This window comes from Mycobacterium dioxanotrophicus, from assembly GCF_002157835.1.
GTDB classification, from domain to species: Bacteria; Actinomycetota; Actinomycetes; order Mycobacteriales; family Mycobacteriaceae; genus Mycobacterium; species Mycobacterium dioxanotrophicus.
Window position 1 is genome coordinate 4271132 of the sequence record NZ_CP020809.1, and the last position, 13981, is coordinate 4285112.

A 13981-nucleotide genomic window follows, 5' to 3' on the forward strand; every position below is an offset into this window, starting at 1 on the left:
AGGACTCGCCGCCCAGCACAGCCGATAAGGCAAGCCCTGCGGCTCCATCCGGCAGTCACTCCTAGCGACTGCCCGGCAGCCGATACCCCACACCGCGCACATTCACCACCAGCCGAGGATCCGCCGGATCATCGCCGAGCCGGCGCCGCAGATGACCGATGTGCACGTCGATCACACCCGGATTGCCTCGCCATTCCGGACCCCACACCGCATTCAGCAGTTCTTGACGGGTCGTGATCCCGTCGGGCCGATGCGACAAAGCGACAAGGATGTCGAACTGCACACGCGTCAAATGAACCTGCTCACCGGACACGAACACCAGGCGGCGGTGGACATCGATGGTCAGCGAGCCGAACTGGCGTCCAGTTCCTGGATCAGGACACGGCCCGGTACCGGAAGCGGATGGTCGCCGATGGTTCAGAATTGTCCTTACGCGACAAGCGATCTCCCCCGTTCGCAACGGCTCGGCGAACACCTCATCCGCACCGGCTTTGAGCCCCGCGAGCCGGGTTGCCCGATCGCAGTTGGCGGTCAAAACGGCGATGTGGGCCTCGGAGACAGACCGAAGGGTTCGACAGGTCGCCATCGTCTCGTCGAGGCAATCGCCCGCCTCAAGAATGATCATGTCGGGCCGGGCCTTCGCGACAATCGCCAGGAGGGCACTGGCACCACCACCGGCGATCGACACTAGAATCCCCTCGCGTCGAATGCTGTCGGTGACCAAATCAGCCCAGCCCGTGCCACTCTCTACGACAAGTACACCGAACCATGCAGTGGCGGTGGAGGAATCAGGCACCTCCTAATACTGCCCTACTACGTAGCTCAGTGCTCAGTAATGGGACATTCGTGGCGATAACTTCAGCCGACCCTCACGCATCTTCCTCGACTACACCGTGCCTCATCGCGCCGTGGTCAGCGGTGGGCGCCAGAGACTGACCCGACGATGACGAAACCGACAATTGTCAGCACTGCGGCCATCGGGTAGCCCAACAGAAGGTCCTGGTAACCGACGATGTGCAGCCGACCTAGATGGGTAACGACGTGCACGATCGCCATCACGGCGCCGATGCCAACAAGGACCCAGCCTGCGGCACGGTATCTGCGTTGGCGCCGGTAAGTGGAGGTGTATATCGACTGGCGGCTCTTGCGAATTCGACGCACGGGGCTCATCTGCGGCAGCGCTCCTTTCGAACGGCACAACGCCACTATCTACTGTCCAACATAGTATGTACAAAGGCAGTAGTGAAGTGCCTGTCCGCCTGCCATGCCTGTCGGCAGCCCTCTCAAAGCGGAGCGGACTGCCTGCCAACGCAGGGATCGGGCTCTCGAGTTAACGCGACGTCGGGCGGTCGAGCGGGTCGAATTGAACCACTCAACTACAGAGCAGCCCCGACGCACCGAGGACGAAGGTGCCCATCGGGACCAATGCGATGAGGGTGGTGGCGCCGGCGAGGCCGACGCGTGCGCCCAAGCGTCTACCTGAGGCGGCCGGAAGTGCCAAACGTTCGGCGCGGCTCAGCAACGCGACATCGGCGGCGCCGAGAGCCTCAGCCGGTGCGGCACCGGCAAGGGCCAGCAGCCCCGCGAGCAGCGTGCGCTGGCCGTAGCGACGGGCGGCGGCGTCGTCGGCACACATTTCCAGCAACCGCGTGACATCGGCGGCTGCTCGGGTCATCAATGTCACCCGGGGGAACACCATCGCCAAACCGCGCAGCACGGTCACTATCGTGGCGTGGTGCCCGTCGAGGTGCGCCCGTTCGTGAGCCAGTACGGCCGCTAATTCCCGAGGATCGAGAGCGGCGACCGCGCTGCTGGTAACAACGATCGCCGGCGGGTTGCCGGCCACGCAATAGGCGGTGCGCTGCTCGGCATCAACGATATACACATGAGGTTGATCGGTTCGCCGTCCCACCAGGCGCGCTGCCTGGGCATGAGTGTCGGCATGGGCACGCAATCGGCGAACGGTATGCAGCAATTTCACCCCCAGGCTCATCACCGCGACGATCAGGCCTAGCGCCGCCATCAGTAGCCCCAATTGTGCTGCGCCGCCAGCCCGTCCAGCTGCCAGATCGCACAACAACTGCATACACGAACTCAGCAGCGAACTGTGCTGGCGGCCGTGGGATAGCACGTCCAGGGCCACCAGAGCGGGAATGGCGACCCCGGTGGCCAACACGCTGCCGATCGCGGTCAGCCACGCCACGATGCCGAACCTGGGCGCCGAACCGCCGCGGGTGAGGAAGCCTAGCGCCTTTGGCCCCAACGCCACCATCACCATGCTGAAAATCAGCAGGCAGGCGGCGACGCTCACCGCTTCTTCGCCCTGTTCGACCGCCGGGCCAGCGTGCGCAGTGCGGCGCGCAACCGATCGGAGTCCTGCGGATCGATCTGCTCGATGAAGTAGCTGAGTACGAGGTCTGACTGCCCACCGCCGTCGAGGGCCTCACGCATCAATTGAGCCGAGTGTTGCTCGCGGTTCAACGTCGCCCAGTAGCGGTATGCCCGGCCGTCACGGTCGCGCTCCAGCCAACCCTTGGTATGCAAGTTGTCCATCGTCGACATCACGGTGGTGTAGGCGATCCGCCGCTCATCGGCGAGTTCGTCGAAAATGTCGCGTACCGTGACCGGCTCGGGATCACGATTCCAAATGCGATCCATGATGTCGGCTTCGAGTTCACCGAATCCCCGTACGCGCACTATCACCCTCCACGATTGTTGTTGTGAGCCTACCTCGCTGCACCTGTGCTGCGTCGACCCGGCGCGTCGGCAATCACACAACGACGTGCGTCGCAGCGACCGTAGGAATCCTCGCGTGGATGCGGTTGCAGCCCAATCCGCAACAGGCCGAGCACAATCAGTAAGGCTGCCATCGGGAATCCGACCGCGATCTCAATTCCGCGCACCGAACTTCAGGAGCCAAGATTTTCGAGCGTCGCCCATAGGTTCCCGGACTTGGGTCGATGCTGGGCGGATCGCGGTGTATGCGGCCGGCCAACGACGACGACATGGGTGCGTACGTAGTACTCGCGGTGGTCGTCGTTGTCCATCGAGGCTGGGGGCGACGTTGTGTTAGGCCGCAGTGCAGGAGACGACAGCGATCACGGCCGACAAACTCAACAACGCCGGCACCCCGAGGACAAGGCCGGCGCCCAACCGTGCGGCGGCACCGCCCAGTCGGCCGGCCCCGCCGCAGCTCTGCGCGGAAAGACGGGCCATCCGCAGTTGGGTGCACTCACCGGCGATGCCCAGGGCCGCTGGCGGCGCCGGTGTGTGTTGCATGGTCCGTAGGGCCTGCAGCAGGCGGTGATGGCCGTGGGCGCGCGCGGCGTGGGCGTCAGCATCCAATTCGACCAGTGTGCGCACCAACGACGGGGATTGACGCATTACCGGCAACCATCCCAGCCCTGAGGCGACCGTATCGGCGAGGGACACGAAGAGATGATGCCGGCGCGCTGTATGGGCATGCTCGTGGGCCAGCACGGCGCTGACCGTAGCGTCATCGAAGACCCGGTATAGCCCCGTGGTCGCCACAACCAGCGGTGGTTGGCCGGCCAGGCTGTAGGCCAGGGGCTCGGTGGCGGGCAACCACACCACCGTCCCGGGACGGGGCCGTTGACCGGTGAGCAGCCAGTTCATCTCAAAATGCTTGCCGTGCAGGCGGTGCCGCATCCGGCTGAGATGGCCGAAACGCCAGCCGCCGCGGACCGCGGCGACAACGACTATGACCGCGCTGACAGCAGCTGCTGCAGTGTCAACCCGGCTGGAGTCGACCGGACCTGCGCTCAGCCAGCAGCGGCGCAAGAGTTCAGCGAGGACCGGTAGCGCCAGAGCCGTGACAATCAGACTCACCATCGCGCCCCATGCGCACAGCAACACCGCTGCGCCAACACCGCGGCGCAACAGTGCACGCAGCGCCACTGGGACCAAATAGCCCGCTGCTACACCGAGCAGTGCCCACCACACCACCGCAGTCATCGCCACCCCCGCCGCGGCCGGTTCCCCCGCCTGCTTCCCGCTACGCCTACCAGTCGCACACGCACCGAAAACCGCTCAGCACGAGCACCGGACGACAGCGAGTTCAGCAACGATCGGCACAACACTGGCCCATGCCTGTCGGGAACGCACATCACGAACTCATCGCCGTGGCGACCGAACGGGCGACCTGCTCGACATCACTGAACACCAACACATCTTGCAAGCGGCGCACCGAACCATCGGTCTTCACCAGGTAGCTCAGGGGAAGCAGCGGCGGCGCTGCCAACGCCGCGGCGACGTTGTCAGCGTCGGTAAAGGACGGGTACGTGATCTGCAAGTCGCGAACGAGCGCGGCTGCCGATGAGGACCGGTCGCGCACATTCACACCCACCACACGGACCGCGCCAGGGCTGCCCGCGTAAGCATCCAGAATGGGCATCTCCTGCCGGCACGGCGCACACCACGACGCCCACAGATTCAACAGTGTGGGCTTACCCGCGATCGCGAGACCGACATTGGCGCTGCGTGCAGAACCCAGGCAGCGCGCCCTCGCATCAGCCAGTGACGGCACCGCCACCGCGTCACGGGCAGGGGCAGGGGCCGGACAGGCGGCGGCGCCGCCCTCGACCACAGCCGGGTCCTCGGCAGTGTCGACAAAGTGATGGGGGGTCGGTGGCCGTGACAGCGGCACGCCAACCGGCTCGGTGTATGCGGCCACCAGAACACCGGCGACGCCGAGTAGGCCCAGCGCGAGGGCCGTGACTGGCCGGGCGGCGCCGATCAGCGCTCAAACTCCTTCACCGAATCGATCACCGGGACTGCCGCGGTCAACGCAGTGGCGGTGCCGACCGGGCAGCTACGGCGGGCTGAAATCCGCCGCCACAGAGCCCATCCCAGCAGCGACAATGACGCTGCGGCGAGAATGGGTTGTACCGGAGCCCACACGTTGAGCGCGCCGCTGACGCCTAGGGCAGCCACCACCAGTTTGTTGCATACCGGACACCCGACGGCCAGCGCCGACCCCAAATTGGCAAGGATCCCGGAGCCTCCCGGTGCCGGCGACCCACCAGAGGAGTCACCCACGAACGTCACTGCCAGCCCGGCGCTCATCACGGCCGTCAGTACCCACACCGTGTAACTCCACCAGGGCACCGGCGTCATGCGCACAAACCATGGATTGGCGATCAGCGCGCTGGGAACGCCCACGGCCAGACCCACACCCGCGACGACTGCCACGGCGACGGCGCACTGCCGCCACACCTTTGGCTGCCCCACCACGCCACCACCTCCGCCGCACGCGCCCGCGATCATCTTCCACAGATAGTACTGACCTAGATAGTAGATAAAGGCACACGGGTGCGAAGTCGAATCGGTCGCTAGGACAGGGTCTCATCTGGCGACAGGGCCTCGCCGAGCACGTACCGCCTCGTCGCTGTGCGCAACGTGCCGTTACCGCACCGAGACTGTGGCAGATGTTCCCTGTGTGACGGATGTGATATACGGTGCAACTACGTACTGGAGGTCTCCTTATGGCACATGCGAACGAGGTGTTATCCAGCACGTACGAGCTGCCGACGGTGCACCCGCACCCCGCTGAGGGAGACCTTCGATGAGGCCTGTCCGTCGCATTGCCAGCAGTTGCCTCATCTTCATGGTCGCGGCCGCCTCGGCAATGCTGAGCAACCCGCAGGTACACGCATCTCACAATGGCCAGGCTCATGCCGACAACTCCCCGGTGCCAGCGGTCGTCGAACTGGCTGGAGCCAACCAACGACTGGCTGAGGTCGGTGCACAGATCCAGGGCCAGCAGGAGGGTGTGAACAAGGCCCTGCTGGAGGTCTCCCAAGCCCGCGTCGCCGCCACTGCCGCGCGGCGCGACGCCGATACCAGCCGCCAGCAGCTCACCGAGGCCAGTACCGCCATCGACACCGCACAACAGCGATTCGACCAGTTCGCTGCTGCCACTTATGTCAACGGGCCCCCGAAGACGCTGGTGCTGGCGTCAAACCCAGATGAGGTCATCGCCGCCAGCGCCGACCAATTGCTGACCCGCGGATATCGCAGCGCGCTGACACAACTGCAACACGTCCGCATCGAAAAGGCAAACCAAGAATCTACGGCACGGGCGGCCGAACAGCGCGCCGAGCAAGCCCTCACCGTCGCCGGGCAGCGTCAGCACGCCGCAGTTGCCACCTTGACCGAAGCGCAACGCCAATTCGGTTCCCAGCAGGCAGAAGTCGATCGCCTGGTGGCGGTCCGCGATGCCGCGCGGGCACGCCTGAGTCCCGCACCACGGCAGCCGGATGGCGCCGGCGATTGGGACCGCCAACCGACCGACCGCGCCGGCACCAGCCAGTGGGACACCACCTTGCCGATGGTGCCCAGCGCGAACGTGACCGGTGATCCAGTCGCCATCATCAATGCAGTGCTTCAGATTTCAGCGACCTCGGCGCAGCTGACCGCCGATATGGGACGCAAGTTTTTGACCGGCCTGGGAATTTTGCCTCAAGCGGCCGCGCCTGCCGACCCGGGATTCACCAATGGCCGAATCCCCCGCGTGTACGGCCGACAGGCATCCGAATATGTGATCCGTCGGGCGATGTCGCAGTTGGGTGTGCCCTACTCGTGGGGAGGCGGCAATGCCAACGGAGCCTCACGCGGAATCGATTCAGGCGCAGGCACTGTCGGTTTCGACTGCTCGGGGCTGTATCTGTACGCGTTCGCCGGTGTCGGGATAAAACTCGACCACTATTCGGGATCCCAATACAACGCCGGGCGCAAAATTCCGTCGGCGCAAATGCGTCGCGGTGACCTGATCTTCTATGGACCCGACGCCAGCCAGCACGAGGCGATGTATCTGGGCGAGGGCCAAATGCTTGAGGCTCCGTTCACCGGCTCACAAGTACGCATCGCACCTGTGCGCACCAGCGGGATGATGCCCTACGTAACTCGACTGATCGAATACTGACCCACACCCCAGCGGCTCCCCGGCCCGGCGGGCAGGTCCACCAAGCCGCCAGAATCTCGAGGAAGCGATGCGGATCGCTGCCGCGCATGCCGGAAGGGAAACGGACCGAACTGGGCTGTCGATACACTGCCCCGCATACCCCTTGGGGGTATACACTGAGTCGCAGTGCCGCCCGCCTCGCGGGTATACGTCGCGGCAATCGAGTACACGAAAGGCCGATCATGACCGAGCATCGCCACCATGACCACGGATCGGTGCCTGCCCCCGATCTCGTGCACGATCCCGTATGCGGGATGACGGTGGATCCTCACACGAGCGAGTACCGCATCGAATACGACAGTCGGACATTCCACTTCTGCTCGGCGCACTGTCAGTCCAGGTTCGCAGCGGACCCGGGCGAGTTCCTCGACGCCGCACAGGCCCCGGCCGCTGCGCCGGTCGCATCTCTCGGCGAGAGCGTCGAATACACCTGCCCAATGCACCCCGAGATTCGCCGGCCCGAACCCGGGTCCTGCCCGATCTGTGGGATGGCTCTCGAACCCGCCGTGGTCACCGCCGACACCGGCCCGAGCCCCGAACTCTCCGACATGACCCGCCGCTTCTGGATCGGTCTCGTTCTTACCGCCCCGGTGTTCGCCCTTGAAATGGGCGGGCACCTGTTCCCCTCACTACACCACTTCGTCCCCGCGACGGTCTCGACGTGGATCCAGTTCGTACTGGCGACCCCGGTGGTGCTGTGGGCTGGATGGCCGTTCTTCGTTCGCGGCGCGCAGTCGGTGCGCACACGCAACCTCAACATGTTCACCCTGATCGCGATGGGCACCGGGGTGGCCTGGCTCTACAGCGTCGTCGCCACCCTCGTGCCCGGTGTTTTCCCGGACGCCTTTCGCGGCATGGACGGCACCGTCGCCGTGTACTTCGAGGCCGCTGCCGTAATCACCGTGCTGGTGCTGCTCGGGCAGGTCCTGGAACTGCGGGCACGGGAGCAGACCTCCGGCGCGATCAAGGCACTGCTTGATCTGGCCCCGAAGACCGGGCGCCGTATCAACGCCGATGGCACCGAGGAAGAAGTAGCGCTCGACGCCGTGCAGATCGGCGATCTGATGCGGGTTCGGCCCGGCGAGAAGGTTCCGGTCGACGGCGCCGTGCAGGACGGGCGATCCTCGCTCGACGAGTCTATGGTCACCGGCGAATCGATGCCCGTCACCAAGACTTCCGGAGACACCGTGATCGGCGGCACCCTCAACCGCACCGGCGCATTGGTGATCCGCGCCGAAAAGGTCGGCCGCGACACCATGCTCGCCCGCATCGTTGCGATGGTGGCGCAAGCCCAGCGATCCCGCGCACCCATTCAACGGCTCGCCGACAAGGTCGCCCGAAAGTTTGTGCCCGCGGTCATCGCGATCGCCGTCGTCGCGTTTGTGGTGTGGGCACTCGTCGGGCCCTCCCCCTCGCTGGCATACGCACTGGTCGTCGCTGTGTCGGTGTTGATCATCGCCTGCCCCTGCGCCCTTGGCCTGGCCACCCCGATGTCGATCATGGTCGGCGTCGGTCGCGGCGCCGAACTCGGTGTGCTCATCAAGAACGCCGAGGCCCTCGAGCGCTTGGAGAAAGTCGACACCCTCGTCGTCGACAAGACCGGCACGCTGACCGAAGGACGCCCATCGGTCACCGCCATCGTGCCCGACAACGGCATCGACGCCAACGACGTACTGCGCCTGGCCGCCGGCGTCGAACGTGCCTCCGAACACCCGTTAGCGCTCGCGATTGTCGAAGCGGCCGAACGCGCCGGCCTCACCACCCCAGCCGTCACCGACTTCGATTCCCCCGTCGGACGCGGCGTGGTCGGCACCGTCGAGGGACGCCGGGTCGCCCTGGGCAATGCCACGTTCCTCGCTGACGAGGGAATCGACATCTCCGCGTTCGCCCGCCAGGCCGACGACCTCCGCCACGACGGCGCCACTGCGATCTTCGTCGGCGTCGGTGGCCGCGCCGCCGGTGTCCTCGCGATCGCCGACCCAGTCAAGGACACCACCCCCGAGGCCTTGACCGCGCTGCGCGACGATGGCATCGACGTCGTGATGCTCACCGGCGACAACCGCACCACCGCTGAGGCGGTCGGCCGCCGGCTCGGCATCAGCGAGGTGGAGGCCGAGGTTCTGCCTGATCACAAGAGCGCAGTCGTGCAGCGACTCCGGGACCAGGGCAAGATCGTGGCTATGGCCGGCGACGGCGTCAACGACGCCCCTGCACTCGCGGCCGCCGACGTGGGCATCGCGATGGGATCGGGCACGGACGTGGCCATCGAAAGCGCCGGGGTCACGCTCCTGCGCGGGGATCTGACGGGGATCGTCCGGGCGCGGCGACTATCCGCAGCGACGATGAGCAACATCCGGCAGAACCTGGTCTTCGCTTTCGTGTACAACGCCGCCGGCATCCCGCTCGCTGCCGGAGTCCTCTACCCGGTGTTCGGGATACTGCTGTCGCCGATCATCGCAGCCGCCGCGATGGCCCTGTCGTCGGTCAGCGTCATTGGCAACGCCCTACGGTTGCGCTCGAAGAAGCTCTAACCCCGGCCCTGGCACCGGCTCCCTCGGTACCTGCCACGGTAGGTATCGAGGGGTTTCGATCGAGGCCATTAGCGGGCTCGCGGGTCGAACCCGCTAATGGCCAACCATGGCCCACATCACGACCACCACGACCGAGGATAGCCATCGCACGCGGTCGCCACATCGAAGGCTAGGCACCTCATCTGTAGATACCGGGGTGTACTCGACGGGTCACACGGCGAAGGTTGATGCGTTTGCGACCGTGAGCGACATGGTCATCTATAATACCGGTCTGCCTAATGTGGTGGTAGCGACCTGAAGACAGGACACGTCGATGACCGTCATCACCGTTCCCCAGATTATCCCTGCTCAGCCCGACAAACCTGTCCTAGACGATGTTCCCGAGCTCCAGGCATTCGCCCGCGCAATCGCCGTCGATGGCGTCTGGACTACCGACATCGCGCGAGCTACCGCCAGCATGTTCGACGGTATGGCCGCCACATGGAACACCCAACACAGCACGAACCGATTCGACGCGGTGCGCGACGCCCTCCGTCGGGGCCAGATACCCGTCGGCGGACGCTGCCTTGAAGTCGGATCCGGAACCGGGCAGATCACCCCGCTGCTGACCGACCACTTCGACGAGGTCTTCTGTGTCGACCTTTCCATCGCACTGCTCACCCAAGCACCCGGGTGCGACAGCTTTCGCATCTGCTGTGATGCCTCTCGATTGCCGTTTTGCGATCAGGTCTTCGACGCCGCTGTACTCGTCGATACGTTCTGCTGCGCCCACGAGCTCGTCCGCGTTCTCAAAGGCCGCGGACACATCGTCTGGATCAACCTGCTCGGCCAAGACGGACCGTTATACGTCCCCGCCACCGACATCGCCAGTGCGCTCCCCGGCGCCTGGACTAGTACGGAGAGTGCTGCAGGCTGGGGAAGCTGGAGCGTGCTGTCGGCAGTGGCCTCCCCATCCGAGCCGGCCAGTACCCCGTGGCCGTAATTACACACGTCGCTGGCCACCCACCGCTGTCAGACCACGGTCAACGCAAAGCACTGCCTTTCACCCACTGCTCCCAGGGCACACTCCAGTCGCCGTTCTGCCAGACCTGCAGGGGCTCGCCGCCGGTGTTGCGAACCTCGACGACATCGCCGGGCTGGGAAAAGTCGTAGAACCAGCGGGCGTTGTCGGGGTTGAGGTTCAGGCAGCCGTGCGACACATTGGTGTTGCCCTGAGCCCAGACGGTGCTCTCCAGCTGATGCAGATAGATCCCGTCGGTGCTTATACGGGTGGCCCACGAGATCGTTTCGCGGTACCCCAGCCGGGAATTGATCGGCAGGCCATAGGTCGAGGAGTCCATCACCACGGGATTGGCCTTGTCCATCACCGTGTAGATGCCGCGCTGGGTCCAAAATGAGATGGTTTGTCCGTTGACCCTCTCGGTGCCGCCCATGCCCATCGAGGTCGGCATGGTGCGGACCAGTTGGCCGTTGTTGAACACGCTGACCTGTTTGGTGGCGTCGTCGGCGATGGCGACGTGTGCGTCGCCGATGACAAAGCCCACATGCACATCCTCTTGCCCATACAGGCCGCCCCCCAACGCCGCTCCGTAGATGTTGGCCTGCACCGTCACCGCCGTTTCCGGGGCGAAGTACTGTGCCGGGCGCCAATGCGCAGTCTGATCGTCCAGCCAGTACCAGGACCCGATCACCGCCGGTGCAGTCGACACCACCAGGCGCCGCTCGGCGGCGGCCTTGTCGACGATCGGTTCATCGAAGCGCGCCACCACGACGGTGCCGATGCCGTAGGTCGCGCCGTCACGCACGTCAGCACCCGATGTCGTGGTCAGCCGGACCCGGGTCTGATTGCCCGGAACCAGGGTCGAGAACGTAGAAACACGTTGCAGCCGGGCCCCGTCGGGGGCGGTGGCGGTCGCGGTGATGGTGTAGGTGCGTCCATAGCCCAGCGGCACGGCGGGCTTCCACACCGCACCGTCGGGTGTGGTGACGCCGGCGATGCGGATGCCCTCTTCGTTGGTCATCGTCACCTCCGACACCGAAGCAAAGCTCGCCGACACAGTTACCGGGCCCAGTGGGTCCACATCGGTGGCCGCCGGTCCCGGGGAAATCACCAGATCGGCGATTGGCTGCGGCGCAACGGCGCTCTGCTGGTCGCTGCTGCCCGCGCGGTCACACCCCCAACAGTGCGAGATTCCCACGGCGACAACCGCCCCGAACGTTCCGGTGAGCACCAGCACCGCGGCCAACACCCGCACGCCGATTCGGCGATCCACGGTCACACCGGCCTCCCGTCGCGGAGCGCCGCGCACGCCCCACCATTCGAACTACACCTGTCACATCATCTACTAAGCTACATAGTAGACGATGCGATCGTCGCTACTCGGCTCACGGTGCGAATCGGCTTATGGTGCTGGCGCCCAAGTCATTAGGCGGATGTGGGCCCTTGCGCGCGACCAGCAGTCGTTCGGGGCAGCACCACATCATGGCGACCCCAATGCCCTCCACGGCCGGCCCCATACAGGCCTGATGCGACACCCGTGTTTGACCGGCCTGAGGGACCTCGCAGGACACGCCGCCGGCCGGCTGCTTTTCCCGTGGGCTAGGCCTGGTAATCCACACTGGTCATCATGCCGGCCTCTTGGTGATAGGTGTTGTGACAGTGCATCATCCACACACCGGGATTGTCGGCGACGAACCGCACCTGTAGCTTTTGCATCGGCAACACGATGGCGGTGTCTTTGCGCGCGCCTGGGCGGCCATCGGCGCCGACCACTTCGAAGGTGTGTCCGTGCAAGTGCATCGGGTGCCACATCATCGTGGCGTTGTTGAACGTCAACGACACATGTTGGCCCTCTCGGACCTGCAGCGGGCGGGTCTTTGCGAACGGCAATCCATTGATCGTCCAGTCGTAGCGCATCATCGACCCACCCAGATCTGCCGACAGGTTCACCTCGTCGGGCGATGGCGGCAACACCGCCTCCCCTGTGGCGGCCAAGTCGCTGACTGTCGCGACGCGGCCCTGCAGCTCGCCGGGGGTGTACTCGGCAGCCGGGGTCACCCCTGTCCCGGTGACCAGCAATGCGCGCGCGGTAGCGTTCTTGCCCTCGGCCGCTGCCACCAGTGGAAACACTCCGTCTCCGGCGGTGACTACCATGTCGTAGCGTTCCCCCATGCCGAGCAACACGGCGTCAGCGTCGATGGGCGTTACCGGGAATCCATCGGTATGGGTGATGGTCAGCCGGTGTCCTGCAAGCGCCACTCGAAAGGCGGTATCAGACCCGGCGTTGATGATCCGAATCCGCACCCGGTCACCAGGCTTGGCGCGAAACGTCGTGGGCGCCTGAGGGATACGCCCGTTGATCGCATAGTATGGGTAGCTTACGTCGCCGGCGTCCCCGCCGAGCAACGCACTGTTGCCCATACCGCCACCGCTCATACCTCCCATCCCCGGCATGCCGTTGTGGCCGCTGCCGCCGCGCAATCCGTCATAGATCTGGGTCGGGGTCGGGCCTACCCCGTCAGTCCAGTCATCGAGCATCACCACCCACTCGGCGTCGTAGCGGCCAGGGTCGTTGGGGTCATCGACGATCACCGGAAAATACAGGCCGGTGTCGGCGTCCAGCCCGGTGTGCGGATGGGCCCAATAGGTTCCAGGGTGCGGCACCGAGAATCGGTACGTGAACTCACCGCCGGCATCGATGTCGGGTGTGGCCGGCGAAGCGCCATCCATGTCGTTGCGCAACGCAACCCCATGCCAGTGCACCGAGGTGGAGTGATCCAGATGATTGCGCACCGTCACCGCCAACTCATCGCCGACTGACGCCCGCACCAGTGGCCCGGGTACAGAACCGTTGTAGGACAACGTGTCTACTGTGCGGCCTCCAAGATCGACGGGGCCGCGCTGAGCGGTCAAGGTGGTCGACACGGTGCGCCCGCTGTGGGGGCGGCGTGCTTCGGCGGCGGCAATCGCGCCCGACGAGGAGGACGTGGAGGCCGGAGGTGCCGTACCAGTGTTGCGCTGACACCCCGTTATCGCGGTAGCACCCAACGCGACTGAAGCCGCAAGGAACCCGCGGCGGCTGAACTGCGGTGCCCTGCCGGTATCAATCATTGCTGGGGTTCTCCTGCGTCGTGTGATCACTAGTTGCCGATACGCGGTCGACGCCGGCCCGCACGCGGGGACCGGGTGTCAACATTGCCGCGATCACCGGTGTCGACCGAACTTCATGTCCACCGCGGCGGCGGGGACTGAACAACGATGCCGCTGTCGCGATCGCGACGACCCAGCACACCACCAGCGCAGCGGTCAGCAGCAGCCAGCCATCCCAGTCGGCGTCGACGAACCCGCCGAGCGTTGATCCCACAGACATATCGGCCTCCTTACCTGTTCCACCCTGACCGCCGCACATCATTGAATCGGTAAGGGTCGTGTGAAGATTCGTTGAAGAAACTCGCCGATCGTTTGCGG

At 65.3% G+C, this 13981-nt stretch carries 13 protein-coding genes; 3 read left to right on the plus strand and 10 right to left on the minus strand.

All coding sequences use genetic code 11. From position 1 onward, the window contains the following. Window positions 1–61: 61 nt before the first annotated feature. The 7 genes from BTO20_RS20780 to BTO20_RS20810 form a co-directional block, all read right to left on the minus strand. Window positions 62–796 (minus strand): response regulator transcription factor, encoded by a 735-nt coding sequence (locus tag BTO20_RS20780; protein ID WP_232490798.1) that lies wholly within the window; start codon window positions 794–796, stop codon window positions 62–64. 116 nt (window positions 797–912) lie between these two features. Further along, window positions 913–1170, minus strand: coding sequence for a hypothetical protein (locus BTO20_RS20785; protein WP_087078074.1), 258 nt, complete (start codon window positions 1168–1170; stop codon window positions 913–915). A 202-nt stretch (window positions 1171–1372) separates the two neighbouring features. Then, window positions 1373–2311 carry a M56 family metallopeptidase gene (locus BTO20_RS20790; RefSeq protein ID WP_087078075.1) on the minus strand — a complete coding sequence of 313 codons (939 nt, stop codon included), beginning with the start codon at window positions 2309–2311 and terminating at the stop codon, window positions 1373–1375. Beyond that, window positions 2308–2697, minus strand: a complete 390-nt coding sequence (locus BTO20_RS20795) for a BlaI/MecI/CopY family transcriptional regulator (RefSeq protein WP_087078076.1) — start codon at window positions 2695–2697, stop codon at window positions 2308–2310. Before BTO20_RS20795 ends, BTO20_RS20790 begins: the two co-directional genes overlap by 4 nt. A 372-nt stretch (window positions 2698–3069) precedes the next feature. After that, window positions 3070–3975 (minus strand): M56 family metallopeptidase, encoded by a 906-nt coding sequence (locus tag BTO20_RS20800; protein WP_232490799.1) that lies wholly within the window; start codon window positions 3973–3975, stop codon window positions 3070–3072. Between the two features lie 151 nt (window positions 3976–4126). After that, entirely contained in the window at window positions 4127–4693 is a 567-nt protein-coding gene (locus BTO20_RS20805) for a TlpA family protein disulfide reductase (RefSeq protein ID WP_232490800.1), read from the minus strand. A gap of 62 nt (window positions 4694–4755) precedes the next feature. Next, on the minus strand, window positions 4756–5253 hold the full coding sequence (locus BTO20_RS20810) for a hypothetical protein (protein ID WP_232490801.1): 498 nt from the start codon (window positions 5251–5253) through the stop codon (window positions 4756–4758). A 331-nt stretch (window positions 5254–5584) separates the two neighbouring features. On the opposite strand from BTO20_RS20810, the gene ripA reads away from it, so the two are divergent. The 3 genes from ripA to BTO20_RS20825 all read left to right on the plus strand — a co-directional run bounded on the left by ripA (window position 5585) and on the right by BTO20_RS20825 (window position 10495). Then, window positions 5585–6943, plus strand: a complete 1359-nt coding sequence (gene ripA, locus BTO20_RS20815) for an NlpC/P60 family peptidoglycan endopeptidase RipA (RefSeq protein WP_087078079.1) — start codon at window positions 5585–5587, stop codon at window positions 6941–6943. A gap of 221 nt (window positions 6944–7164) precedes the next feature. Beyond that, the gene (locus BTO20_RS20820; protein ID WP_087078080.1) at window positions 7165–9513 is read left to right on the plus strand and encodes a heavy metal translocating P-type ATPase; all 2349 of its coding nucleotides are present in this window, start codon (window positions 7165–7167) and stop codon (window positions 9511–9513) included. Window positions 9514–9826: 313 nt separating this feature from the next. After that, complete coding sequence (locus BTO20_RS20825) at window positions 9827–10495, plus strand: class I SAM-dependent methyltransferase (protein WP_087078081.1); 669 nt, start codon at window positions 9827–9829, stop codon at window positions 10493–10495. A 40-nt stretch (window positions 10496–10535) separates the two neighbouring features. Here the strand turns inward: BTO20_RS20825 and BTO20_RS20830 are convergent, their stop codons facing one another. From BTO20_RS20830 to BTO20_RS20840, 3 genes are all read right to left on the minus strand, one after another. Next, on the minus strand, window positions 10536–11792 hold the full coding sequence (locus tag BTO20_RS20830) for a L,D-transpeptidase (RefSeq protein ID WP_087082432.1): 1257 nt from the start codon (window positions 11790–11792) through the stop codon (window positions 10536–10538). Window positions 11793–12112: 320 nt separating this feature from the next. Beyond that, window positions 12113–13624, minus strand: a complete 1512-nt coding sequence (locus BTO20_RS20835; RefSeq protein ID WP_087078082.1) for a multicopper oxidase family protein — start codon at window positions 13622–13624, stop codon at window positions 12113–12115. Further along, window positions 13617–13883 carry a hypothetical protein gene (locus BTO20_RS20840; protein WP_087078083.1) on the minus strand — a complete coding sequence of 89 codons (267 nt, stop codon included), beginning with the start codon at window positions 13881–13883 and terminating at the stop codon, window positions 13617–13619. The genes BTO20_RS20835 and BTO20_RS20840 overlap by 8 nt, the downstream gene beginning before the upstream one ends. Window positions 13884–13981 lie beyond the last annotated feature (98 nt).

Excerpts from the sequence above, each read along its gene's own strand:
- BTO20_RS20785 (WP_087078074.1), bottom strand. The coding sequence starts at position 1,170 with ATGAGCCCCGTGCGTCGAATTCGCAAGAGCCGCCAGTCGATATACACC.
- BTO20_RS20800 (WP_232490799.1), bottom strand. The coding sequence starts at position 3,975 with ATGACTGCGGTGGTGTGGTGGGCACTGCTCGGTGTAGCAGCGGGCTAT.
- ripA (WP_087078079.1), top strand. The coding sequence starts at position 5,585 with ATGAGGCCTGTCCGTCGCATTGCCAGCAGTTGCCTCATCTTCATGGTC.
- BTO20_RS20820 (WP_087078080.1), top strand. The coding sequence starts at position 7,165 with ATGACCGAGCATCGCCACCATGACCACGGATCGGTGCCTGCCCCCGAT.
- BTO20_RS20825 (WP_087078081.1), top strand. The coding sequence starts at position 9,827 with ATGACCGTCATCACCGTTCCCCAGATTATCCCTGCTCAGCCCGACAAA.
- BTO20_RS20835 (WP_087078082.1), bottom strand. The coding sequence starts at position 13,624 with ATGATTGATACCGGCAGGGCACCGCAGTTCAGCCGCCGCGGGTTCCTT.
- BTO20_RS20840 (WP_087078083.1), bottom strand. The coding sequence starts at position 13,883 with ATGTCTGTGGGATCAACGCTCGGCGGGTTCGTCGACGCCGACTGGGAT.